Below are 25,125 nucleotides of genomic sequence, written 5' to 3'. Positions count from 1 at the left end.
GCATGAGGCATTATTCGCGATGATAGGGATGGTTATTAATGATAGAGACCGCCCGGTAAAGTTGTTCGGCCAGGATCACCCGCACCATGCCATGAGGCAGCGTCATTGCAGAGAGTTGCAGCAACTGGTTAGCGCGTTTTTTGACACTGGGGTCAAGACCATCGGTGCCACCGATAATAAATACCGTTTCACGGCCGTCAATTTGCCAGGTTTTCATTTTGTCGGCGAGCTGCATCGTCGTCCAGTTGGCACCGCGTTCATCCAGAGCCAATACGCGGGTATCTTGTGAAATAGCGGCCAGAATACGTTCAGCTTCGTCAGCCATTACTTGCTGTGCCGTTTTGCCACTCCCCCGTTTATCGGGCTTTAACTCAAGTAATTGCAATGGGAAATCGCGCGGCATACGCTTTGCGAACTCTTTATAACCTGCATCTATCCAGCCCGGCATTTTGTGCCCAACAGCAATTAAAGTCAGCTTCATACATTTTCTGGCAAAGAGTCGGAGCTTAGCGGTTTAATACTTGCCGTGGTAGGGCCCCGCAAAAATTGCCCAAATGTTTCAAAAGGCATAGCCTTGGCATAAAGCCAGCCCTGGCCGTATTCAACACCCATTTCTTTTAATATCTTTGCCTGCTCTATGGTTTCAATTCCTTCTGCTACCACGCTCAAACCCAGTGCCTTAGCCATTTGTACGATATGCAAAGCCACGTGGTGAGTGGCTGCACCACTGCCTAATGCCTGTACAAAACTTTTATCAATTTTTAAAATATCAACAGGCAAATTATGCAAATAACTAAGGCTTGAATATCCAGTACCAAAATCATCAATCAAGATGATATGACCAGCTTGCCGCAAACGAGTAATCACCTCAATTTCATTCTGCCCCAACACTAAGCTGCGCTCGGTAATTTCCAATTTAAGCCGTTGAGCACTTATTTTATGGCCTGCACAAAGAGTGATCAGCTTTTCTGCAAAGTCCGGTGTGGCTAAATCTGCCCCGGCTAAATTGACTGAAACAGTCATCATCTGATCACTCAGCCTGGATAAATCACTCACCGCCTGCTCGAGCACAAACTGGGTTAACTTACCAATCTGACCATTATCTTCGGCATAAGTAATAAATATATCAGGGCTCACTATCGAGCCATCTTGCCGCTGCCAGCGCAGCAAAGCTTCGGCGCTTTTTACTTTGCCATCTGCCAAAGAAACAATAGGCTGATAATGAAGCTGAAATTCACTTTCCTTCAGGCCTTCAATTATTTCATAACCCATTGTATAACGACGCTGATTTAACCAAAAAATAATCCCAATAAGCAGCATGCAAATGACAATACTCAAAGGCAAAAAATCCTTAAAATACTCTCGCCAGGCACGTTGTAACTCTTGTGGAGGCAAATAGGCCGTGATGATGTAATTCGGATTATTTTGGCTCGCTCTGGATTTACTCAGCCATGCCGTATTTGTTTTAATTCTTACATCATTACTGCTTGCCAATACCCTCTGATTAAGTACCGCCTCAATATATAAGCTCCGCTTTTTAACCGGTAGAATATCCACCCAATATTGTGAATTCATTACGGCATAATGAGGACCTGCGCCATATAAAATAGAGCGCTTAGGAAAATCACCTTTAAACTCAAACCAGAGCGAGCGCCCCATTATGGTTTTTTGATCACGCAAAGGTAAAGGATAGGTTCGATGGCTTGATGCGGAACACTGTACAATGCCATTGGGTGCATATAAAACATTTCGCACAAATAATTCATCAAAAGTTACCTCACTTAAACGCTGCCGATGAGCGTCACCACAGTCGTTTGGGCCAGACTTATCCAATTCGCTGAGCAAAAGCCCACTCTCTATATACGCACGGTCACTGCGCAGCATTGCCTGTTCAGTAATATCCTGAAGATAACTTCGCAACTCTTCTTCAGCCTGTTTTCTAGCCAGCCAAGCTGTAAACAGCGCGACGACCACACAGGCAAGGATCGAAATTAGAATGCCCTGCCACAATAGTTTCTTTTTGCACATATGATTATGCTTTGGTCCTATATTTAGCAAAATATCTCTTATCCTAATCTTTTTAGCCTGACCAAGCATGCCCCCCTATACAAATCATTTAGTTATTGTCTACGAACATCCTGATTTTCTGGTTGCAATCAAACCTGCAGGCCTGTCTTTTCACCAGGAAGAAGGGGAAGCAGGCTTTGTTGAAAGATTACGAAAAAAGTTAGGTGGAATAAGGCTTTGGCCAGTACATAGACTAGATAAACTAACCTCAGGCTTACTCATTTTTGCTAAAAATACCGAGGCAGCCCACTACTTTGGAGCCGCTTTTGCTGAACACCGTATTCAGAAATATTACCTAGCCATCTCGGATAAAAAGCCATTAAAAAAACAAGGCTGGATCAAAGGCGCAATGGAAAAGGGCAGGGGAGGCTCCTGGCGCCTATCCCGTGATGGTGAGCTAAAAGTAGCCACACAATTTTTTAGCTACGGAAATATACAGTCAGGTAAGCGATTATTTGTACTCAAGCCGCTCAGTGGCCGCACCCACCAGCTGCGTGTTGCCCTTAAAAGCCTGGGTAGCCCGATTCTGGGGGATGAGCGTTACGGTGGAACACCCGCAGATCGTGGCTACTTACACGCTTGGGCTTTAGATTTTGATTATCATGGAGAGAGGCAACAGATCTTATTGGCCCCGGATACCGGGCTTGATTTTCAAGGCATAGAAACACAGCTGGCAGCAATCCCGGCCCCTTGGGATTTGGCCTGGCCTAAATAATTACAAAGCAGGGGAAGGGAGTCTGTAAATCATAAAACATCCCAGAGCTACCCCTACCTGCCTTCACTTTCCAGCTTTTTAAGCTCTTTAATCACATGCTGCTGCCTGCGGCTCACAGCAAGGCGCTCGGGTAAATCGCGCAAAATAACCTGCCAGTGCGCTTCGCTACCACCCACTGCTGATTTTTCAAAGCCTGACATCATGTCACGTGCAACCAGGCAATTGCGATGAATACGCACGAAGTGATTGCCAAATTCTTCTTCTAAACGAGTCAGCGAATCTTCCAGCAGATACTCACGATCGCGTGTGCGCAAAGTAATGTATTTTTGCTCGGCTTTTAAATAATAGGCATCCGAAACAGGAATTAAATGTACCCGGCCGCGCTCTGTTACGCTGAAATGGGTACGGGCATGGCTAGCCGGCTCAGCCTGTGATCTGGCAGTCCGCATATCCTGTACCCGTTTTAAGGCAGAAATCAGCCGCTCTTTACGAATAGGCTTCAAAAGATAATCAACGGCCCGCACCTCAAATGCAGCGACTCCGTATTCCTCAAAGGCGGTAGCAAAAATCACTACAGGCGGATGCGAAAAATGACTTAGCTCACGAGCCAGCTCAATACCACTCATTTGCGGCATTTGAATATCCACAATCACCGCATCGGCGTCAGCCTCGGCCAGCGCAGCAAGTGCAGCCATACCGCTGGTAGCCGTACCGACTACATCATGCGGGCATTCGTCAGCAACATCAGCCAACACATCCTGTAACCTGCGCAAGGCGGGTATTTCATCATCAACAAGAAAAAGGCGCAGTGGCGTTCCCATGGGGAATCTCCCGGTAAGGCAAGACAATATGTACTTGATAATAGTCGTTATTCGCGTAAGTGCTTAAATTGGCTTCAGCATCGAAGTGAAGCAATAAGCGCTGACGAATATTCTGAAGTGCCATCCCATTGCCCTTATGTTGACTCACCGTCCCTGCCTGCGGCAAAGAATTTTTAATTCCCAGGTGAACATGCTTATCTTTTATGGCAATGCTGATCTGCACAGGTCTGGGATCCAAAATAGGCTCTACACCATAATAAATAGCGTTTTCCAGCAAAGGCTGCAATAAAAGCGGGGGCAAAGCTGCCATTAATGATGACTGGGCAATGTCCCATTCAACAATTAGCCTATCCCCCAGACGTACCGCCTCAATATTCAGGTAGCGACGTGCTACCTCCAGCTCGCATTCCACAGTGGAAAGCTGCTGTTTATCAACCATAACTACCCGAAATAAATCAGCTAAATCTTCCAAAACCTGCTCTGCACGCTTGGGTTCACTGCGAATTAATGACAACACCGCGTTCAAACTATTAAAAAAGAAATGCGGTCTGATCCTCGCCTGTAATGCTGCCAGCCTTGCTTCCGTTAACCTTGGTGACAATGATTTCCAGCGTAAACGCAGATAAAGCATCACAGACACTACCAACATCATGGTAAACAGAAGCGCAGGAAGCAAGGCCGTTGCAGGCTGTAATACGGAAAGCAATACTTTCCTTTGCCCGAAAACCAAAAACATCGCCAGTGCACTTACCCCCAAAACCCCCATGTGATAAGACAAGCGATTAAGCCAGGGCATCATAATAGACAGCAATAACAACGTCCCCAGCAAAGGAGGCTCTACCCACATAGCAGCCTCACCCAGCCTAAGCGGCCACTCCTCCCATACAGAAAGCCCAACTAGTACGTAAGCCAGCATACCAAGATGAATCAGCAGCAAAATACGTAGTAATACTCCAAAATTACGAAAATCCGGGAGTGGAACCAGCTCTTCAGTTGATTGTTCAAGCAGCATACGGCGCATCCATTTGTTACCTACACTATAAGGAATCCACTTCGAGCTTGCTGAATGTCTCTTGCCATTATCCATAGCCGCGCCATGATAGGAATTGAAGCGAGTGCCGTGCTGGTGGAAATCCATCTGGCTAACGGTTTACCCGCTTTTAATCTGGTAGGGCTACCCGATCTGGAAGTCAAAGAAAGCCGAGAACGCGTGCGTGCCGCTCTGGCCGTGTGTGGCTTTGAATTTCCCAACCGTCGTATCACCGTTAACCTTGCTCCTGCCGACTTACCCAAATCTTCCGGCCTTTTTGATTTGCCTATCGCCGTAGGCATCCTGGCGGCCAGTGGCCAGCTTCCTTTAGAACAGATAAATAATTTTGAGTTCGCCGGTGAATTAGGGCTATCGGGTGAATTACGCTCTATTCGGGGTGCGCTAGGTATGGCGTGGGCAGCACAGGCAATAGGCAGAACACTCATTTTACCGGCAGACAGCGCAGCAGAAGCTGCCTTACTCAGTAGCGCCAGTGTGCTCTCAGCCAGCCACCTGATGCAAGTTTGCCGACATTTACTGGGCAGCGATCAGCTAGCACTCGCAACTCCAATCGCCATCAAAGCTCCGCCTGCCATGCTCGATTTGAGTGAAGTAAAAGGCCAACAGCAAGCCAAACGCACTTTAGAAATTGCAGCAGCAGGCAGGCATAGTCTGCTCCTCATCGGGCCTCCAGGTACAGGGAAATCCATGCTGGCACAACGTTTACCCAGCCTTTTACCTGAAATGAGCGAGCTGGAAGCCCTTGAGGCTGCCCGAATTCAGTCTTTAGGCAAAGAACGCCTGGATGCCAGCCGCTTTGGCGTACGCGCTTACAGATCTCCTCATCACACCGCGTCAGCTGTGGCACTGGTTGGCGGGGGAAGTGTACCTCAGCCCGGTGAAATTTCTTTAGCGCATCATGGTGTGTTGTTTTTAGACGAACTGCCAGAGTTCGACAGAAAGGTTCTGGAAGTATTACGTGAGCCACTGGAAAGCCAGAAAATCCATATTGCCCGCGCCGCACACTCCACCGAATTTCCTGCTGATTTTCAGCTGATTGCTGCCATGAATCCCTGCCCCTGTGGCTATCTGGGCCATCCTAAAAAAGCCTGCCGCTGCACGCCTGATCAGATAGCCCGCTACCGGGGAAAATTATCCGGCCCCTTTATGGATCGAATCGATTTAGTGATCGAAGTGCCCTTATTGCCAGAAAACACACTACTGGCAGCAGCAACAGGGGAATCCTCCTCCATTGTCAGAAAGCGCGTAGTAGCCGCTCACCTTAAGCAAGCAGCAAGACAGAACACGCCTAATTCCCGCCTCAATGGCAAGCTACTTGAGCAACACTGCCCCTTAAGCGAAGAAGCCCGAGGCCTGCTGCAAACAGCGATCCAAAAATTATCACTCTCTGCCCGTGCTACCCATCGTGTGCTGAAAGTGGCCAGAACCATTGCCGATCTGGCAGGAGACGAAGCCATCAGCACAGCACATATTGCCGAAGCAATTCAATACCGGCGCAGCTTTGGGGGGTGATTAATTCATGGTGCCCGCTTAAAAGTTTCTGCACGATACAGAGCATGCTAAAAAAAGTAAGTTTTATAAGATATGTAGTGCAACAATACGGTGGCTACACAATTTGCAATATTCACTTCAACGTAATATCTATGTAAAAAGCCGAGCCTCCCAAAGCATCACCTCCAAGTCCTTTTTTCAGGGATCAGCAACACTAGATTCTCGATAAAGCCATTTGGGAATAATATTTTTTGAGTCTTTAAAAAAAGCACCAACAGGCACATGATCAGCTTAGCTCGGCTCCCAAAGGTTTTATTTATCAAGTGTTGTGGTAGTTAATTTTGTCCCAGCTTGCTAGACTCGCGACAACTTTAGTAATCGGTTTCACGTGAAACATGGCAACTCCTAAATACGACGAATCTTCTGTTAAGGTTTTAAAAGGCCTTGATCCTGTCCGGCACCGTCCCGGCATGTACACCCGCACTGATAATCCTCTGCATATCTGCCAAGAGGTAATCGACAACGCCGCCGACGAGGCTTTGGGTGGCTATGCCACTCAAATTGATGTGGTGCTGTATCGTAATCAAAGCGTGCGCGTCAGCGATAATGGCCGAGGTATTCCGGTAGGGCTGCACCCTGAGGAAGGCGTGCCAACAGTGCAAGTTGTATTTACCCAGCTGCATGCTGGCGGTAAATTCGATAAAAAAGACGGCGGTGCTTATGCATTTTCAGGCGGTTTGCATGGTGTGGGCGTTTCGGTTACCAACGCTTTATCCACGCGTTTAGAAGTAGAAGTCAAACGTGAAGGCCAGCAGCATCGCCTGGTATTTGGCTCAGGGGAAGTCATCGAGCCACTGGTGGTGCTGGGCACATGTGCCAAAAAAGACAGCGGCACCAGCGTTTATGTAGAGCCTGATCCAAAGTACTTTGATTCACCCAATATTCCGCTGGCCGATCTAGAGCATCAGCTCAAATCCAAGGCCGTGCTCTTACCCGGCTTAGTAGTAAACCTGGCCATCGAGCAGCCTAATGGCGAGCTGATCAATAAAAGCTGGTGCTACCCGGATGGCTTAACGGGCTATTTATCCGAGAAAGTAGCTGGCTACAACCAGCTTATCCCGATCTTTGAAGGCGAGAAATATATCGAGCAGGTAGACGATACTTTCTCGCTAGGTGAAGGTTGCGCCTGGGCACTGACCTGGACAGAAGACGGCCCTGTTAACCGCGAATCCTACGTCAATCTGATTACTACTCCATCAGGCGGCACGCACGAATCCGGCCTGCGCGACGGGGTTTTCCAGGCTGTTAAAACTTTTATTGAATTTCACAGTCTGCTGCCTAAAGGCGTAAAAGTGCTGCCGGAAGACTTGTTTGGCCGCTGCTCTTTTGTGCTTTCGGCCAAGATTCTGGACCCGCAATTTCAAGGCCAGACCAAAGACAAGCTCACCAGCCGTGATGGCTTAAAGCTGGTTTCTACTGTAGTGCGCTCGCCATTTGAAATCTGGCTGAATCAACATGTTGATCTGGCTAAAAAACTGGCCGAGCTGTGCATCCGCGCAGCACAAGCTCGACAAAAGAATTCGCAAAAAGTAGAAAAGAAAAAATCATCCGGTGTGGCAGTCTTACCCGGCAAGCTCACCGATTGCGCATCGGATGAAAGCGAGCGCTGTGAGCTGTTTTTAGTAGAGGGCGATTCGGCGGGTGGCTCGGCCAAACAAGGCAGGGATAAGGATTTTCAGGCCATTCTGCCCCTGCGTGGGAAGGTGCTGAACACTTGGGAAATTGATCGCGATCAGATTTTTGCCAATAATGAAGTACACGATATGGCCGTAGCCATTGGTGTTGATCCGCATACGCTGGATGATGTCAAAGCCGATTTATCTGGCCTGCGTTACGGCAAAATCATCATTATGTCGGATGCGGACGTAGACGGCAGCCATATTCAGGTACTGCTGCTCACGCTGTTTTACCGCCATTTCCCCCAGCTGATTGCCCAGGGACATGTATTTGTAGCACAACCACCGCTCTATCGTGTGGATGTAGCAGGCAGCGGCAAAGCCAAGCCGCCACGTAAATTCTATGCATTGGATGAAGGCGAGCTAACCGCCATTTTAGATAAGCTGCGTGTAGAAAAAATCCGAGAAAATGCCTGGAATATCAGCCGCTTCAAGGGTCTGGGGGAAATGAATGCCGAGCAATTATTCGACACCACCATGAACCCGGATACCCGCCGTATGCTGCGGGTTGGCATTAACGATGATGTGGCACTCAACACCCGTGAGCTGATGCACATGCTGATGGGTAAAACAGAGGCCAGCAGCCGCAAAGCGTGGCTGGAAGCGCGGGGTAATGAAGCTGAAGCGGATATTTAATTAGCAATCACATTAACAAACCATGGGCTGATTTACTTCAGCCCATTTTTTATGATCAACGAATCTTACTCGATGCAAACCTTGAACCAAGCAGCCCCCCAGAGAACACAGCATTTCATATGCAAAAGTTATTTTAAAATTAAGCTGTTTTCTTGATTTTAAATAGGTTCCTCCCCGGAAAAACAACTTAAATTGCACCCAATACGGGGCTTAAAAATCCCCTTGAAGCAGGTAAATATTGCCCTAAGTCAAATATGCAACTGTCTTTCTGCGTAAAATCCGACTAAATTAGTCGGGAATTATCAGGAGAGAAATAATGTCGCTGTTTTCTTCCGAAACGGTCACTTTTGAAACACCCATTGCTATGCTGGTAGCCTGTCACGACAGGGTTCGGCAATACGCAGCACTAACACTAAAACTGGCCCAGTATCTGATAAAAGAAGGTGCAGATACCAAGGCTCAGGATGCTGCTGCCGGCATTTTGCGCTACTTCGACGTAGCAGCTCCGCTGCACCACAACGATGAAGATCTGGATTTATTCCCACTTCTCAGCCAGTACGGTAATGCCGAACTAAAAGCCATCATTGCATCAACTAGCGCCGAGCACAAAACGCTTGGTCTGCTCTGGCAGGATGTACGCAGCTATTTAATCCCGCTGGCTGCAGGGCAGGGCGGAAAACTACCACTGGCTTTGGCAAGTGAATTTTCCAAGCGTTACCCCGCTCATGCCGATCTGGAAGAAACCCTTATTTACCCTAGCGCCGAATTGCTACTCGATGCATCCACACTGTCAGCAATGGGACAGAACATGACTAATCGGCGTATTCAAAATACCGCTCAGGATAAAACCCTATGAAAACATTTCTTAGCGCTCCTCATCGCGTTGGTTTTTTTTGTGGCACCTTATTGCTGATTGCAAGCCTTACCTGGTGGGCCAGCGAAATGTTGCTCAGAGCCGGTGGCAGCACAATACCCAGCAGCATTGCGCCTATGTTTTTACACGGTTATTTAATGTTATACGGATTTTTTCCACTGTTTATGCTGGGTTTTATCTACACAGCAGGGCCTAAATGGCTGGGAGTAGCCAGCCCGGCTGCCAAGCTCTATGCACCGGTTTTTATCACTTATGCTACAGGCAGCGCTCTATTGATTGGCGCATTATTTTGGCAGCCACTGCTTCGTATTGCCATTACGCTGCACTGGGTCAGCTGGGGGGCCGCCTGTCTCGTCTGGCTAAACCGTATACTGGCCAGCAAGGCCACAGATCGCGGCCACGCCATTCGTATCGCACTTGCCTTTACTATGGGCTGGCTGGGGCAGGCCATGGCACTGTACTGGGCGATATTTGATGTGACCGCTGGCTGGCTTGATATGCTAGAGATTGGCCTATGGGGATTTTTACTGCCAGTGTATTTAACTGTTAGCCACAGAATGCTGCCATTTTTCTCTGCCAATGTTATCCCGAACTACAGCGCATGGCGGCCACTATGGCTGTTAAACGCCATGATTGCCTTATCCTGGGGTCATGGAGCCCTAAAACTGGCACATTTCAGCAGCTTGCCAGTTGATGCCGTATTTACCGGGCTGCTCTTCTATACCAGCTACCGCTGGCGCTTATTTGCCTCATTACAAAATCGCCTCTTAGCCATGCTGCATCTGGCATTTGCCTGGGCTGCGATTGCCATGCTGCTTTACACCGCACAAGGTGCGGCCATGTTAGCAGGCTCGGTAATATTAGGATTTGCACCGATACATGCAATTGGCATCGGCTTTTTTGGCACAATGTTATTAGGCTTTGCCACAAGGGTAAGTCTGGGCCACGCAGGTCTGCCACTTATCCTTAGCAATCTGACTTGGATGCTTTATTGCCTGCTGCATGGCGTAGCTATTACCCGTATTTTCGCCGAAGTACTGCCTTGGCAAAATGCCCTGCTCTGTGCCGCGGCCTTAGGGGCATTACTGGCCTTCTTGTTATGGGGTAGCCGCTTTATGCCAGTATATTTGAAGCCCAGGGCAGATGGAAAACCAGGGTAGTTTTATTTCATCCATCCCTGGGAGTAGTCTTGCCCCAGGTAAAACACGAGCAAGTAACCGCCCTGTTGTTTTTCGGGAAGCTCAGACCCGTGGCAAGGTATATTACTCCCCAATCCTATGCTCTTGGTTTTCACATGCTTCATACCGAAGTTTTTCTTACACAAATATCACTTAACCCCTTACCAGGCAGTGATTTTCTCTCACCCAGCAGCAAAATCAGGCTGGCAACGATTCAATCACTTGCCCGCGCGCAGCAGTTTATTCTCGGGCGTCTATTGCTTGCCCAGGCAGCAAGCAAAGTTTTGGGTATTGAATACAGGGCAAACGATATTACTGAGGGGGAATTCTTTCCCTGTCTGCTTAAAGCACCTCATTTGCACGCCAGCATTTCACATAGCGGAGATTGCCTGGGAGTAACCGTTAACACCGAACGGGTAGGGCTGGACATTGAATGCTGCCGCCCTAAGGCGAACATCGCCAAATTGGCAAAATTTGCCCTGCACCGCGATGAGGCTGACTGGGTCAATGCGCTTAAAGAAGAATCACAAGAACGTTTCTACCAGCTTTGGACTTTGCGTGAAGCTGCATTTAAGGCAGGAATTCGGGATCAGGTTATTCGCGGCAGTAGCTTGATTGCTGGCGACAGCATTAAGGTTGACTGGTACTGGGCCAGTGAAAGAGAGCGTACTCATCGGGTTAGTATTGCCTGTTTGGCTCCCTGCTCTATGGTTTTAATCCACAAACCTGGCCTATAGGCATCATTACCGCTCTATTTATGACAAATAGTGGCTTAGTCGTTAAAGGTGCAAAAACAGAGAAAAACGCGGGCAAAATTACAAAAAATGGCTAAAAATTTGGGTTTCCCGATAGTAACCCTAGAGTTTTTACCGTTTTTAAGCTAACCAAACAGGCTTTAAAACCCTTTTTAGACAGACCGATAAGCGACACTTTGCGCTAGCACGGTATATGCAAACGCAGAGTTAAGGTAAGCTAGCACTTCACACCAACCCTAGTTTTCGAATGATGACCGATCAAAACTCAGCTTTAGCTCAAGCATTACAATCTGCGATTGGCGAGAAATCAGCCCGTCAACAGCAAATTATGATTATTGAATTACTTTATCAGCGTTACCCGGTGATGAAGCAATTCAAACCTTTAATGATCGGTGTTCACAAAGAACTGGAAAAAGCACTACCGCAGTTTGGTGCCAATCATGTCCATCGCTCGATTGCTGCTCATTGCCGCAAAGTGCGTTACTTGAAATCAGTAGCCCGTGGCGGTAAGCGCTTTGATCTAAATGGCAAACCGGTAGGTGATGTCACTGCAGAAGAAAAAGCGGCTGCAGCTAAATTTGTGCAAAATATCGAAGAGCGCAAAAAACCACAAACAGTGGTTGTAGCAGAAGAAGCAGCGGTTGATCAGGTCATTGCAGCAGCCAGCGAAACTATTGCCGACCCCGCTGAGAATAAAACGGAATAAACCCAGCCCCGTAAGGCCGCATCAGCGGCCTTTTTTATTATTTCTTCTGATTATCTATGAATCAATTCCCCTAATTTATAAGCACTGCCATTAGCGGGTTTCCAGATAAAAAACATTGCGTAGCGCAACGCTACATAGCCAACCACCACCGTAGCAACACCTAATTCAAACTGAGCCAACCATTGCACCTGGTCTACATAAGGAGCAGCAAATTCCCATTGTTCGAGCAAACTACTGACTTTAAACAGGGCGGTTGCACCGATCACCATCGGGAAAGTAAAAGCAGCATAGCCCGGAGAGAAGGGCAGAGTCAGCAGTTTGAAAAAAGCAAGATAGATGATACCCGTCATTAACACAGCAATCCCAAACAGAAGAGCCACAACAAGCAGTGACGGCTCTGCAGTTACGGTCAGGTAACCGGCAAGGGAAAGGCTGGCTGGAGCCGCCAGAATAGCGATTGTTGGCTTGGCTGCATCAGGCACTTCGTGACTGAAAATCAAACGATAAAGCATCAGCGGCAACATCACGGCGTAGCAAAAAATTCCGAACCACAGCAAACCATCTGCCAAAGCTGCAAATTGCCCGCCAGGAAAAGCAACATCTGCCACGATAATCCCTACCGGCGGAACAAACCAGCTTGGCACCATCTGATGAATTTCAAAATTTTTAGCGCGATACCAGATAAATGTAGCCAGAAACACCATATGCAAGAGAACAGCAAATAACCAAAGACCCTCGGCAAAACCCGGAGCAAAACGACCGGCAGCCTTGGAAACCACCATTATCGCCATTGCAAAGGTAGGCACCACACTTCCCACCACAGGATGTGCTAAATCATTCAGAAGCAAACGGGGGTGAAATACAAATTTGAAAGCTAAGATAAGTAAAAGCACACCAGCAATTACAGCACCTGATAGTTGCGCATTACCAGAAAAATCACCTCCATTTTCCCAGCACCACCCAAGGCTGGCCAGGCCTAAAGCTAAGCCCGCCATAGGGGTAGGAGCAGCAACAAGTGATTGATGAATTCGCTTAAACATATGACGGCCTTCTGTCTGTAACAATACAAATAGAATACCGTTCATATATTGTTTATCATATCTAAATGATTTGAATTAGGTGTTTAGAAAAATCAAATGAAACTCACCTTGCAACAGCTAAAAACCTTTGCTGCCATCGCCCGTTACGGCAATCTTGGTGCAGCAGCCAATGAGCTATGCCTGAGCAAGGGCGCCGTTTCACAGTCCTTGCAAGAATTAGAGCGCCAGCTGGCAACGCCATTATTTGACCGGGTTCATCCGCGCCTGCAATTAAATGCTGAAGGTAAATTATTACAACCCGTGGCCGAAGAATTACTTGCCCGGGTAATGGATATTGAAACTATGTTTGTTAGCGGTGCTGAGCCAGTTGGCAGGTTGCGGCTTGGTGCTACCCAAACCATTGGCAACTACCTGTTACCGATTCTGCTGGCACGCACCGAGCAGAGCACCACGCCCCGTATATCCATTGCCAATACCCATATCCTTAGCCACGCGCTTGCCCATTTTGAATTAGACCTCGCCCTAATCGAAGGTGAAAACCATCACCCCGATTTGATCGCGGATCCCTGGCTTAAGGATGAAATGTGCATTGTGGCCCCAGCGCAGCATCCCTTAATGACACAAACCGGGCTACCTGTCTCTGCATTAAGTAATGAAACGTGGGTGCTGCGTGAACCTATGTCTGGTAACCGGGAGCAGTTTGAGCAGCTTATCCAGCCACAGCTCAGCAACAGCCACATCGGGCTGGAGCTAAATACTCTGGAGGCTGTCATGTTAGCGGTAGAGCAGGGACTGGGGATCACCTTTATCTCAAAACTGGCCGCACAGGACCGTATCAATAGCACACGATTAGTGTGCTTACCCATGCAGCAACACTTCCCACGCCAGCTCTATCTTGCATGGCATAAACAAAAATATCATTCCGCAACCCTGCGCCGATTTATTCAATTTTGCAAGGATCAGGCGAGGGTGATTTACTAAAAATAAAACGATCATCAATGTGCATGTTCCGAGCATGTGCTGCGTCAGCAAAATAATACATTTTGCTACCTTACAAAAACATATGACTTCAGCTAAATCGCTCTACCGTTATATCTGGTCATATTTTTCACTCAAGTAACAGGACTCGGCATTGAACGCATTCTTTCTACACACAGTCCCGGGGCTGGCCATGCTTTTGAATTACCCGCGGGATTGCTGGCGACAGGATTTGCTGGCAGGATTGTCGGTGGCATCTGTCGCGCTACCGGTGGGTGTAGCCTATGCCCAGCTGGCAGGGATGAGCCCGATTGCCGGCCTTTACGCCAGCATTTTACCCATGGTGGCCTACGCACTATTTGGCTCGTCCAGGCAACTGATTGTCGGGCCTGATGCGGCCACCTGCGCCATGGTGGCTTCCACCTTGCTACCGATGGCAGCAGGCCAGCCTGAGCTCTATATTTCGCTCTCGGTGGCTTTGGCACTGATTACCGGGTTATTTTGTCTGCTGGCCAGTCGTTTTAAACTGGGCTTTCTGGCTGATTTTTTATCCCCACCAATTCTGGCCGGCTTTTTAAACGGGGTAGCCATCAGCATTGCACTGGGACAGCTGGGTAAATTACTCGGCTTTACTTTTCATAAACATGATTTTATTGGCCGAATTATCGAGCTGCCAGATCGCCTGCCCGAGCTTCATCCGGGCACTGCCCTGATCGGCCTCGGTACGCTGTTAGCCATTCAAATTATTAAGCGCCTCTTGCCTAAGCTGCCCACTGCCCTGGTTGCCATGGGGCTGGCAGGATTAATCATCTTTAGTCTGAATTTGCAAAACGCTGGCATTGCCATCATCGGTTTATTGCCTGCCGGATTACCCACCTTACACTGGCCAACCATCCCCAGGACCCATCTGGGTGAATTACTTGGCGCAGGAGCCGGGCTGGCGCTGATCAGCTTTAGCAGTGCCATTCTGACCGCCCGCAGCTTTGCAGCAAAAAACCGTTATGAAATCGATGCCGACCGTGAATTTACCGCGCTGGGCATGGCTAATATTGCTGCTGCTTTTTCACAAGGTTTTGTTATTAGCGGTGCGGATTCCAGAACTGCTGTGAATAACAATGCTGGCGGTAAAACACAAATGGTAAGCATGGTAGCTGCAGCATCAATTGCCATTGCCATCGCACTATTTACCACCCCGCTGCAATATGTACCGATTGCTGCACTGGCCGCCGTACTGATTACCGCCTCATTCGGGCTAATGAGTTTTGCCAATTTTATCTATTTTCGCCAGGCCAGCCGCGGCGAATACGGCATTGCCATCCTGACGCTGATTGGCGTGGCCTGCGTGGGCGTGATGCAAGGCATGTTATTTGCTGTATTAATTGCCACGCTAAGGCTATTAGTTAAGCTGGCCCGCCCGCACGAAAGCTTGCTTGGTGTTTATCCCAATAAAAACAGCTTTCATGATTTATCCCATCATCCTGATGCCGTACCAATTAATGGCATGCTGGTTTACCGCTTTGACGCCTCACTTAATTTTTTTAACGCCAATTACTTTCGCCAGCGCGTTTTATCTTTAACCGATGGCGCAAAAACAAAAGTGGTATGGGTGGTGCTGGACACCGTGCCCATTAATCAGATTGATATTGCAGGCATAGAAGCCGTCATTATTTTACAAAGAGATTTAAAAGAGCGCGGCATCACCCTCGCTTTGGCGGGGCGTAAAAAACAAACCGAATTTATCGCCGCCAGGCATCATAAACTGGATGAATTACAGGCCAACTTTCTGATTTTCTCCAGCGTGAAGCAGGCATATAGAGCCTTTAGGCAACAAGTGTCGATACGTACTGAAACGAAGCAAACTGCTGCTCAATTAACGCTAAGGTGGCAGGCTGAGGAAAATGAAGCTGCACAGAATTAACTAATGCCGGCTCAATGCAGCCAGCCGGTCTGAAAGATTGCAACACATAGCGTTTTACCCCTGCGGCACTTAATGTGCGGGCAAGGGCAACCAGCTCATCTTCACTATGTAGGCTAGGATGAATGGTACTACGGCATTCCAGTGCCACCTTGCTTGCCAGCAGCAGCTTTAGCGAAGCGCTGGCCACAGCACCACTTCCTACTACGGCAGTGATTTTTTCGTAACACATAAAATCACTTTTAATGTCAAAACCTACCCAGTCCAGATAAGGCAGACATTCCTGCAAACGCTTGGGATACGCGCCGCCACTATGCAGGCCAATTTTGAAGCCTAATGCTTTTACACTACGCATCATCTCGGGTAAGAGCGGCTCGGTCAGCGGCTCCCCCCCCGAAAAAACTACCGCATCCAAAAGACCTCGGCGCGTTTTTAGCCAGATCAGGATTTCATCCCACTGCGGAGCTGAATCATGCTGCTCGCGGGCCTGTAAATGAGGATTATGGCAATAAGCACAGCGCCACGGACAACCTGCCAAAAAGACGACACAAGCCAGCTCACCAGGGTAATCACAACTGGAAAACGGCACCAAGCCGCCAATTTTGGGTTCGGCTGTCATTATGGCGCGGTATTACATTCGTTAAAAAATTGCCGTTCTTTAAACTCACCTTTCTTACCAATATTAAAACTGCTTACCGGCCGGTGATACCCCATCACCCGAGTCCAGATTTCACAACGGGTACGCTCTTCATCTTTTAGTTCAGGAGCCAGCTTGGTTTGAACTGATAAATCACTCATAATTTTTTTCCAATTTTTAAAAATGTACATTCAAAAAATCTGCAGGCACAGAAATGACAAAGAAAACACAAAGCATATAGAGAAAAACTAAGAATTTATTTCATAAATAGACCACATATTAGAATCGATAAAACTTGATCCTACCCGCTCAAGCAATACTATTTTGCAAGAGCAGCTTTAGCTGCAAAAGTTCGATATATTAAAAATATTTACAGCTAAAACTGCTCTCATAATATGTGGATAGCATCAGCAGGCGTAACCCAAATTGCACGGCGACTAAACCAGGCTGCAAGCCAGATAGCTGCAAAAACCCTGAAGTCTCCTTACCTTACTCTGCATACTTTCTTATCTTCCGTATCTATACAATTTTCAGCCTTTAATTTGTAGCACAGCATTTCTTCGCCAGTAGCTCGCCATCGCACTTCGGGCAAAACTCATGGTGGCCGCTCAGGTAGCCATGCTTCGGGCAGATAGAAAAAGTGGGCGTGATGGTGATATAGGGCAGGCGATAATTTGTCAGTGCTTTTTTCACCAATGCTTTACACGCCACAGGGCTGGAAATCGCCTCGTTCATATACAGATGCAAGACAGTGCCACCGGTGTATTTACGCTGTAATTCCTGCTGACGGCCCAAGGCCTCAAACGGATCATCAGTGAAACCAACCGGCAGCTGGCTGGAATTAGTATAAAAAGGCTGATCTATCGTACCGGCCTGCAAAATATCGGGATAAGCCTTTTTATCTTCTTTAGCAAAACGATAAGTCGTGCCTTCGGCTGGCGTGGCTTCCAGATTATAAAGATGGCCGGTTTCTTCCTGAAACTCGCTCATTTTGGCGCGGATATGATCCAGCAGGCGAATTGCCAAGGCATAGCCCGCGTCAGAGCTGATATCATGCTGATCATCACTAAAATTGCGAATCATCTCGTTAATACCATTTACCCCCAGCGTACTAAAATGATTGCGCAGCGTGCCCAGATAGCGCTTGGTATAAGGATAAAGACCACCATCAATTAAGCGGCCGATTAATTTGCGTTTAATTTCCAAAGATTGTTTGGCCAGCTCCATTAGCGTATCAATTCGTGACAACAAACCCGCTTCATTACCTTTGAATTCATAACCAATCCGCGCGCAATTAATGGTCACCACGCCCAGCGAGCCGGTCTGCTCTGCCGAGCCGAATAAGCCATTACCGCGCTTTAATAATTCACGCAGATCAAGCTGCAAGCGGCAGCACATTGAACGTACCATATGCGGCTCTAAATCTGAATTTAAAAAATTCTGGAAATAGGGCAGGCCGTATTTGGCCGTCATTTCAAATAACAAATCAGTATTGGGGTGATCCCAGGCAAAATCTTTGGTGATATTGTAAGTGGGAATCGGGAAAGTAAATACACGGCCCAGTGCATCGCCCTCCATCATCACTTCGATATAGGCACGATTAATCATATCCATTTCGGCCTGCAATTCACCATAATTAAATGGCATTTCCCTGCCACCTACATAGGGAATCTGTTCGCGCAGGTCTTCCGGGCAAATCCAGTCAAAAGTCAGATTTGTAAATGGCGTTTGTGTGCCCCAGCGGCTAGGCACATTCAAATTGTAAATCAGCTCCTGGATATACTGCTTTACCTGTGTATATTGCAAATTATCTGCACGAACAAATGCCGCCATATAGGTATCAAACGAGCTAAATGCCTGCGCACCCGCCCATTCATTTTGCAAAGTGCCTAAAAAATTAACAATTTGCCCGATAGCTGCAGAAAAATGCTTGGGTGGCTTGGCTTCTACCTTACCCGGCACGCCATTAAAACCTTCTTGCAAAAGGCGGCGCAAAGACCAGCCTGCACAATAGCCAGACAGCATATCCAGGTCATGAATATGCATCGCACCAGAGCGATGTGCCTCACCAATAGCAGGCGGATAAACATGGTTTAACCAGTAATTGGCAATCATTTTGCCGCTGGTATTTAAAATCAGCCCACCCAGGCTCCAGCCCTGATTGGCATTGGCATTCACCCGCCAGTCTGATTGATCCAAATATTCATTAATCGATGATTCAACATCCACTACCGTTCGCACATCCGAGCGCAAACGCGCATGCTGGCTGCGATAAGCAATATAAGCACGAACGGTTTTTAAATAATGATATTGCAGCAGGGTTTCTTCAACCTGGTCCTGAATCTGCTCAATGGAAGGGGTGAGATCCCCTTGCAGGCGACTGCTAACCAGCTCGCTTAAGCGTATTGCTTCTGCCTCATCAAACTCACCAGTTACGCGGCTGGCATTTAGCAGCGCAAGGCGAATTTTATCAACATCAAACGCCGCGATGCGGCCATCACGTTTTAACACATATTGCGGGTATATGGTCATTTTTCCCACCTGGATCAGGGTAGAATGTTTTTACAGACCACAATATATGGTGTTTAATATCCGAATGCTTAGCTATATATAGTGTATTTGATCAGAGTCAAATACTTTCGACACAAGTTTGCAAAGCGAACAGAATGCCTGCTTTAGACAGCAATTTTAATAATCAGGCTGACCGTGGGCGGTCAGAATATAATCATATTTCGTCAAATTCATCAACTCGGCCACATAGGGTTGCAGCAGGGCAATACGGGCAGCATCCAGCATATAAGAGAGCTTCATTTCAGGATCAGGCTGATCTTGTTCATTGCGAAATAAGCTAAACAGAAACTCAACGCTAATGGTTTCGGTAATCGCCAAATGCCCTGCAAAACCGCCATCCATACCTTTTTCCCAAACTTCAATATTGCGGATAATTTTCATAAACCATTCCTATAAACACCAGAATCAGCGTTTTTTTCATAAGGTGTGCGAGTCGTTTTTCTTGCGCGCCCTATATGAGCAAAACAAGCATGCAAAATAACAGCCCAGTTTCAGTTATTTCTATCCCCGCCCCCAGGCAATCTCCTGTCATTCCGCCCAATTTATGCATTAACCACTTGGCATAAGCCCAGATTAACAAGGGAGCCGTCAATAATGCAGGGGCAATAAAATAAGACATCAGCAGCAGTAAAATCAAAAGAATATACAGTGACACGCTGGTTTTTTGCCAGGCAAATTGCTCAGCCATACCAGAAGCTAAAGGGGGTAATCGGCTCCAGTACAAAACACCAAAGCGCGCCCATGCGGGGATCAGCAAAAGCGCCAGCCATTCTTGCTGTTTTGCCAGCAGCATTAAGAGCACCAGCTTGGCGGCAGACTGGCAAATCAGCGCCAACACACCAAAGCTCCCCAGATGCGGGTCTTTCAGCACCGCCAAAAAGCGTTCCGGATCACGATGCGCAGCGCCTAAGCCATCCGACATATCGGCAAGGCCATCTAAATGCAGCCCACCAGTAATCCACGTCCAGAGCAAAAACCCCGCCAAAGCCGCCAGCCAGGGGTCTGCTTTGGCAGCAAGAAATACCACCGTGCTTAAAAAAACACCAATCAATAGGCCTACCAGAGGAAACCACGGCGCGGCAGCTGCAAGTAAAGCAGGCTCAAAATGACGAATCTGCGGCGTAGGCAAACGAGTCAAAAACTGCACCGCCAACACAGGCTCGCGCCAGTCAAATTTCATTCTTTATTCCTATTTCGTAATGACCCAGGTGCGCTAAAAACAAAGCAAATACCCACAAAAAACACATAAGGCATGAAAAAACGGATCATTTATCTTGGTTTTCTCTGTGAAACTCCGTGTTCTCAGGAACCTAAGTAGTTCAGTATTTGGGTTTTGTTCGCACGCCTATTCCAATTGCTCACGCACCCAACAGAACTTCATTATCAATCCCCTGCAAAATAGGCAGGTACTCATCATCCCAATAAAGCGTAATCATCCCCGCGTGCGCCAGCCAAAATTGATTATGCCGTACGGCAGGCAAGCCCAGCCAATTGAGTAATAAGGCCTTAGCTACGCCACCGTGGGTAATCATCACCCGGTGATTCCCATGGCTAACTTGTAGCCAGGCACGAAAAGCAGCATTTACCCGGGCAGAAAAACTCACCCAGCTTTCAATATCCGCTCCCGTATTTGCCTCAGGATTTTGTGACCAAAGCGCCCAGGCAGCTTGCTGTGCTTCACTCCATTGAGCCTTAGCTAAGCCATCTAACTCGCCAAAATTCATTTCACGCAGCTTACTATCTATATGGCAATCCAGTCCTGCCTTTCCCGCCAATTGCCGGGCAAAACCTGCACAGCGGCATAGATCAGAGCTGGCAATACTGCTTGGAGGGAAACGGGAAAAGTAATTATTTCGACCAGCCATTTGCTGCTCACCCAGGGCCGACAAGGGCAGATCCGTATGGCCAGTTAATATCCCCGCTGGAGCAATGGTTGCGCCATGCCGCAAAAGCGTAAGACGAAAACTACTCATGATTTAATACCGAAGGCTGAAAAAAGTCTGTAAACACAGAGATACACAAGAACACTAAACACACAAAAAACAGCATAAAAGTTAAGTAGTAGCAAAAACTCTATTCCAGCATAAAACCCAAATCTTAAACCACAGAGAAAAAGGAGAACACGGAGGGCCATAGAGAAAAACATAGCAAGGTTTTATCCGTATTATCTGTGGCCTCCGTATTTCAAGATTTAGGTTTTGATATGGATCATTACTTCTATCGAAAGAAGAAAATTTACTTTGTTGCAATCCCTGCCGATGAAAACGTTGCCATATCGCGGTGCAAAGCAAGGGCACTCTGGATAAGGGGCAGGGTGAGCGCTGCACCGCTGGCTTCGCCTAAACGCAGACCAAGTTGCAAGATAGGCTCAAGCTGCAAAGCAGCTAGTGCATGACCATGGCCCTTTTCATCAGAACAATGGCTAGCCAGCAACCAATCGGCGACCTCGGGTTTATTTTTTACTGCCACCAGCGCAGCGGCAGTTGTAATAAAACCATCCAGCAAAACCGGAATACCCGCTTCGGCAGCTCCCGTATAAAAGCCGGCCAATGCCGCAATTTCCAAACCACCAACCTGCACTAACCAGTCTTTAGCACTAACTGCACCGGCAGCACGAGCACGAGCTAGAGCATCTTTTACAACCTGAACTTTATGCTCACGACTCTGAGCTGTAATACCTGTACCCAGACCAACAATTTTTTCCGGCTCAATATGAGTTAGTGCACAAATCAGCGCGGCAGCGGCAGTGGTATTGCCTATACCCATTTCGCCGCCAATTAATAATGATTTGCCACCTGCCAGAGCTTCTTGCACACGATCCAACCCAATAGTCCAAGCTTGATTACATTCTTGCTCGCTCATTGCAGGTTCAATACGCAAATTAGCTGTACCAGCACGTACGGGTACTCTGAATAACACTGCATTACCACTTTCGGTAACGGTATAGCTGCTGGCCACACCAACATCGGCAACAGACAGGCTTGCTCCTGCTTCACGCGCCAGAACATTGATTGCAGCACCACCTGCTACAAAATTAGCCACCATCTGACCAGTCACTTCAGCAGGAAAGGCCGAAACACTTTCAGCGGCTACCCCATGATCTGCAGCGAAAACAACAACTGCAGGTAATAGGCGAGCGGGCACAGCCGAGTTTGAACGTGCAGCGAACCAAATGGCCAGCTCTTCAAGCTTGCCTAAGCTGCCCTGTGGCTTGGTTAATTGGCCCTGATGAAGGCGCGCTGCGGTGGCAAGCGCTTGATTTATAACAGACATAACAATGCCCAGATAAAAAGAATGCACCGTAGACGATGCACATTAATCATGCAAGCAAATAGTAAAGGACAGATGACTTAAAACATGAATACATCATTTTATTCAAACCTGTTGCGCTACGGATGCTCAACTACATGGCCTTGTTAGATAACAAGCAGAGCCATTAAAATCCCACATGCCTTACCGGCACGCATGTGCCAAATGATTAAGCGCCAAGTTACCACCAATATGGCCATACATTTTATTCACCATTAACAATGCGCCTCTACTGATGTAGTCCTTATAAAGCAACTGCGGGTAGAATGCTGCCATGTTTCAGACCCTCATTATTCGTCTCTCCTCGATGGGAGACGTCATCCATCATTTTCCTGCTCTTAGCGATTTAGCCAGGCACAGGCCCGATATTGCCATCGATTGGGTGGTAGAAGAGGGCTTTGCTGCCTTGCCTGCTTTACACCCTGCAGTGCGTACAGTTATTCCAACTGCATTACGACGCTGGCGTAAGGCACCGCTTAAATCCAGAGCAGAATTTTTAAACTTTCGCCGTCAATTACGTCACTGCCAATATGATTTAATTCTTGATTCGCAAGGCTTAATTAAAAGCGCCTTTGTTGCTAAACAAGCCCTTGGCCCAATTAGTGGCTACGACAGAGTATCGGCAAGGGAAGGCTTAGCCAGCCTGGCGTATCAGCACAAATATCCGGTATCACGTCACCAGCACGCCATTATTAGAAATCGCCAGCTAAGTGCTCAGGCATTTAATTATGAAATTGATGACAATATCAATTATGGATTGAATATCCCTCAGCTTGATCTGCCTTGGCGGCCAGGCCAGGCCTATGCCGTATTACTTTCCGCAACCAGCCGTAGCGACAAAGAATGGGCAGAAGACAACTGGATAACTCTTGGCAAACGCCTGGATGCCATAGGTATTTGCAGCGTATTACCCTGGGGCAGCACTCTGGAACAAGAGCGCAGTCAGCGCCTGGCGGCTGCGATCCCACATGCGGTCTGCCCACCACAGATGAGCCTAAAAGAAGCTGCTTCACTACTTGCAGCCAGCCAGGTTGTGGTTGGTGTTGACACCGGTCTTGCTCATCTTGCCGCTGCAGTGGCTGTGCCTGTAATCGCTATTTTTTGCGCATCCGATCCACAGCTCACCGGCGTACTGGCCAGCAGCTATGCCGTTAATTTAGGCAACAACGGCGCACCACCCAGCCTTGAATCAGTCTGGCAAGCCACGCTGGATGGCATAAAATGAGCCGCTGGCTTTATCACGCTCTGCTCTGCTGCGCTTTCCCTCTTATCTTTTTGTATCTGCTCAAGCGCTCCAAACGCCAGTCTACTTATCGTCAGCACTGGCGTGAGCGGCTGGGCTTTTATGCCAGCACACCAAATAATGGGCCATTAATCTGGCTGCACGCAGTATCGGTAGGCGAAACCCGTGCGACAGCGCCCTTAATTACAGCACTTAAAACTGCCTATCCGCAGCACCGTTTTTTAATCAGCTGCATGACGCCAACCGGCCGCGCTACTGCACAAGAGTTGTTTGCTGAGTTTGCCGAAATTGTCTATCTGCCTTACGACTATCCCGGCGCGGTAGGGCGCTTTTTAGAGCATTTTCGGCCTGGCTTTGGCGTGCTGATGGAAACTGAAATCTGGCCCAATCTGATTCATGGCTGCGCCGATCGCAACATGCCCTTGTTTTTAGCCAATGCACGTTTATCTGAGAAATCACTCAAGGGTTATTTAAAAATCGGCTCTTTAATCAAACCCGCCGTAGCCCGTCTTGCCGGTGTATTGGCTCAAAGTGAAATGGATGCCACCCGCTTAAAGCAATTAGGCAGCAGCAACACGCATATTGTTGGCAATATCAAATTTGATAATCTGCCCGATGAAAACGCCATCGCCCATGGGCTAAGCTGGCGTTACAACTTTGGATCCCGCAATGTACTGCTGTTTGCATCCAGCCGCGATGGCGAAGAAGCGTTGCTGCTTGATGCTCTGGCAAACTGGCCAGAATCACTGCTATTAATTCTGGTGCCACGCCATCCGCAGCGCTTCGATGAAGTCGCCACGCTTTTAGAGCATCGTAGTTTAAAGGTATTAAAACGCAGCACTTGGGATGAAAGCCCGCTAAGCAAAGAAGTACAAGTTTTACTAGGGGACTCGATGGGGGAAATGATCCGCTACTACACCGCCAGTGATCTGGCCATTATCGGCGGCTCCATCCTGCCCTTTGGCAGCCAGAACCTGATTGAAGCCTGCGCCTTGGGCACGCCTGTATTACTGGGACCATCTACCTATAATTTTAGCCAGGCTGCTATAGAAGCCATCACCTGCCATGCGGCATGGCAGGGCGAAGACATCCACGCCATCATCCAACAAGCCATGTATTTATTAGCCCATGCCGAAGAGCGCAAAGTCATGGGGCAAGCAGGCAAAACCTTCGCCAGCGCACATCGGGGCGCTACCCAGAAATTGCTTTCTTATTTGCCTCCTGCAGCAAAAAAACCCCGATCTTGAACCACAAAGGGTACAGAGAACATGGGCTTTCACGGAGAAAAACAAGGCTAGAATTAATTTTTTTGTAGGTTTTGAGTGTTTTAAACACCCAGCAATAAGGATTCATATCGCAGCTCGTAGCACGGGGCTTAAATCTCCCCTTGAAACACGCCGGA

General features: G+C 48.0%; 23 protein-coding genes. 11 read left to right on the top strand and 12 right to left on the bottom strand.

The features are described 5' to 3' along the window. Positions 1 to 10 precede the first annotated feature (10 nt). Positions 11 to 481 (bottom strand): 23S rRNA (pseudouridine(1915)-N(3))-methyltransferase RlmH, encoded by a 471-nt coding sequence (gene rlmH, locus EJO50_RS13250; RefSeq protein ID WP_125974906.1) that lies wholly within the window; start codon positions 479 to 481, stop codon positions 11 to 13. Next, complete coding sequence (locus tag EJO50_RS13245) at positions 478 to 2,028, bottom strand: EAL domain-containing protein (RefSeq protein ID WP_164521510.1); 1,551 nt, start codon at positions 2,026 to 2,028, stop codon at positions 478 to 480. The genes rlmH and EJO50_RS13245 overlap by 4 nt, the downstream gene beginning before the upstream one ends. Before the next feature lie 67 nt (positions 2,029 to 2,095). Here EJO50_RS13245 and EJO50_RS13240 point away from each other — a divergent pair, with 67 nt between their 5' ends. After that, on the top strand, positions 2,096 to 2,782 hold the full coding sequence (locus EJO50_RS13240) for a TIGR01621 family pseudouridine synthase (RefSeq protein WP_125974902.1): 687 nt from the start codon (positions 2,096 to 2,098) through the stop codon (positions 2,780 to 2,782). 53 nt (positions 2,783 to 2,835) lie between these two features. On the opposite strand, the gene EJO50_RS13235 is transcribed toward EJO50_RS13240, so the two are convergent. Continuing rightward, positions 2,836 to 3,603, bottom strand: a complete 768-nt coding sequence (locus tag EJO50_RS13235; protein ID WP_046353753.1) for a LytR/AlgR family response regulator transcription factor — start codon at positions 3,601 to 3,603, stop codon at positions 2,836 to 2,838. Next, positions 3,572 to 4,615, bottom strand: a complete 1,044-nt coding sequence (locus tag EJO50_RS13230) for a sensor histidine kinase (RefSeq protein WP_164521509.1) — start codon at positions 4,613 to 4,615, stop codon at positions 3,572 to 3,574. The genes EJO50_RS13235 and EJO50_RS13230 overlap by 32 nt, the downstream gene beginning before the upstream one ends. Before the next feature lie 54 nt (positions 4,616 to 4,669). Between EJO50_RS13230 and EJO50_RS13225 the strand changes: the two genes are divergently transcribed. The 6 genes from EJO50_RS13225 (at position 4,670) to EJO50_RS13200 (ending at position 12,030) form a co-directional block, all read left to right on the top strand. Further along, on the top strand, positions 4,670 to 6,166 hold the full coding sequence (locus EJO50_RS13225) for a YifB family Mg chelatase-like AAA ATPase (RefSeq protein WP_125974898.1): 1,497 nt from the start codon (positions 4,670 to 4,672) through the stop codon (positions 6,164 to 6,166). A 374-nt stretch (positions 6,167 to 6,540) separates the two neighbouring features. Further along, positions 6,541 to 8,517, top strand: coding sequence for a DNA topoisomerase IV subunit B (gene parE / locus EJO50_RS13220; RefSeq protein ID WP_125974896.1), 1,977 nt, complete (start codon positions 6,541 to 6,543; stop codon positions 8,515 to 8,517). Positions 8,518 to 8,833: 316 nt separating this feature from the next. Then, positions 8,834 to 9,373: a hemerythrin domain-containing protein gene (locus tag EJO50_RS13215; protein ID WP_125974894.1), complete on the top strand. Its 540-nt coding sequence runs from the start codon at positions 8,834 to 8,836 to the stop codon at positions 9,371 to 9,373. After that, positions 9,370 to 10,551 (top strand): NnrS family protein, encoded by a 1,182-nt coding sequence (locus tag EJO50_RS13210; RefSeq protein ID WP_125974892.1) that lies wholly within the window; start codon positions 9,370 to 9,372, stop codon positions 10,549 to 10,551. The genes EJO50_RS13215 and EJO50_RS13210 overlap by 4 nt, the downstream gene beginning before the upstream one ends. A 134-nt stretch (positions 10,552 to 10,685) precedes the next feature. Next, complete coding sequence (locus EJO50_RS13205) at positions 10,686 to 11,306, top strand: 4'-phosphopantetheinyl transferase family protein (RefSeq protein ID WP_125974890.1); 621 nt, start codon at positions 10,686 to 10,688, stop codon at positions 11,304 to 11,306. Between the two features lie 265 nt (positions 11,307 to 11,571). Further along, positions 11,572 to 12,030 (top strand): ProQ/FINO family protein, encoded by a 459-nt coding sequence (locus tag EJO50_RS13200; protein WP_125974888.1) that lies wholly within the window; start codon positions 11,572 to 11,574, stop codon positions 12,028 to 12,030. Between the two features lie 50 nt (positions 12,031 to 12,080). On the opposite strand, the gene EJO50_RS13195 is transcribed toward EJO50_RS13200, so the two are convergent. Continuing rightward, positions 12,081 to 13,070, bottom strand: a complete 990-nt coding sequence (locus tag EJO50_RS13195) for a TDT family transporter (RefSeq protein WP_125974886.1) — start codon at positions 13,068 to 13,070, stop codon at positions 12,081 to 12,083. Between the two features lie 96 nt (positions 13,071 to 13,166). Here EJO50_RS13195 and EJO50_RS13190 point away from each other — a divergent pair, with 96 nt between their 5' ends. Both EJO50_RS13190 and EJO50_RS13185 read left to right on the top strand, forming a co-directional pair. Continuing rightward, positions 13,167 to 14,051, top strand: a complete 885-nt coding sequence (locus EJO50_RS13190; RefSeq protein WP_125974884.1) for a LysR substrate-binding domain-containing protein — start codon at positions 13,167 to 13,169, stop codon at positions 14,049 to 14,051. Positions 14,052 to 14,241: 190 nt separating this feature from the next. Further along, a complete protein-coding gene (locus EJO50_RS13185) occupies positions 14,242 to 15,966 on the top strand; it encodes a SulP family inorganic anion transporter (RefSeq protein ID WP_125974882.1) in 1,725 nt (574 codons plus the stop codon). Here the strand turns inward: EJO50_RS13185 and EJO50_RS13180 are convergent. The 7 genes from EJO50_RS13180 to cobT form a co-directional block, all read right to left on the bottom strand. Beyond that, the gene (locus EJO50_RS13180) at positions 15,869 to 16,582 is read right to left on the bottom strand and encodes an anaerobic ribonucleoside-triphosphate reductase activating protein (protein ID WP_125974880.1); all 714 of its coding nucleotides are present in this window, start codon (positions 16,580 to 16,582) and stop codon (positions 15,869 to 15,871) included. The two genes, EJO50_RS13185 and EJO50_RS13180, sit on opposite strands and share 98 nt — an antisense overlap. Beyond that, entirely contained in the window at positions 16,582 to 16,761 is a 180-nt protein-coding gene (nrdD, locus tag EJO50_RS13175; protein WP_125974878.1) for an anaerobic ribonucleoside-triphosphate reductase, read from the bottom strand. Before nrdD ends, EJO50_RS13180 begins: the two co-directional genes overlap by 1 nt. Positions 16,762 to 17,137: 376 nt before the next feature. Next, a complete protein-coding gene (locus EJO50_RS13170) occupies positions 17,138 to 19,132 on the bottom strand; it encodes a ribonucleoside triphosphate reductase (RefSeq protein ID WP_125974876.1) in 1,995 nt (664 codons plus the stop codon). A 156-nt stretch (positions 19,133 to 19,288) separates the two neighbouring features. Continuing rightward, positions 19,289 to 19,552 carry a hypothetical protein gene (locus tag EJO50_RS13165; RefSeq protein ID WP_125974874.1) on the bottom strand — a complete coding sequence of 88 codons (264 nt, stop codon included), beginning with the start codon at positions 19,550 to 19,552 and terminating at the stop codon, positions 19,289 to 19,291. Between the two features lie 70 nt (positions 19,553 to 19,622). Continuing rightward, positions 19,623 to 20,351 (bottom strand): adenosylcobinamide-GDP ribazoletransferase, encoded by a 729-nt coding sequence (gene cobS / locus EJO50_RS13160; RefSeq protein WP_125974872.1) that lies wholly within the window; start codon positions 20,349 to 20,351, stop codon positions 19,623 to 19,625. Between the two features lie 178 nt (positions 20,352 to 20,529). Continuing rightward, a complete protein-coding gene (locus EJO50_RS13155) occupies positions 20,530 to 21,144 on the bottom strand; it encodes a histidine phosphatase family protein (protein WP_125974870.1) in 615 nt (204 codons plus the stop codon). 262 nt (positions 21,145 to 21,406) lie between these two features. After that, complete coding sequence (gene cobT, locus EJO50_RS13150) at positions 21,407 to 22,444, bottom strand: nicotinate-nucleotide--dimethylbenzimidazole phosphoribosyltransferase (protein WP_125974868.1); 1,038 nt, start codon at positions 22,442 to 22,444, stop codon at positions 21,407 to 21,409. Between the two features lie 310 nt (positions 22,445 to 22,754). Here cobT and waaC point away from each other — a divergent pair, with 310 nt between their 5' ends. Further along, positions 22,755 to 23,705 (top strand): lipopolysaccharide heptosyltransferase I, encoded by a 951-nt coding sequence (gene waaC, locus EJO50_RS13145; RefSeq protein WP_125974866.1) that lies wholly within the window; start codon positions 22,755 to 22,757, stop codon positions 23,703 to 23,705. Next, the gene (waaA, locus tag EJO50_RS13140; protein WP_125974864.1) at positions 23,702 to 24,970 is read left to right on the top strand and encodes a lipid IV(A) 3-deoxy-D-manno-octulosonic acid transferase; all 1,269 of its coding nucleotides are present in this window, start codon (positions 23,702 to 23,704) and stop codon (positions 24,968 to 24,970) included. Before waaC ends, waaA begins: the two co-directional genes overlap by 4 nt. Positions 24,971 to 25,125: the final 155 nt, after the last annotated feature.

The sequence above is a fragment of the Iodobacter ciconiae genome, from assembly GCF_003952345.1.
Classification (GTDB): domain Bacteria; phylum Pseudomonadota; class Gammaproteobacteria; order Burkholderiales; family Chitinibacteraceae; genus Iodobacter; species Iodobacter ciconiae.
This window is presented reverse-complemented; position numbering and strand designations above follow the sequence as displayed.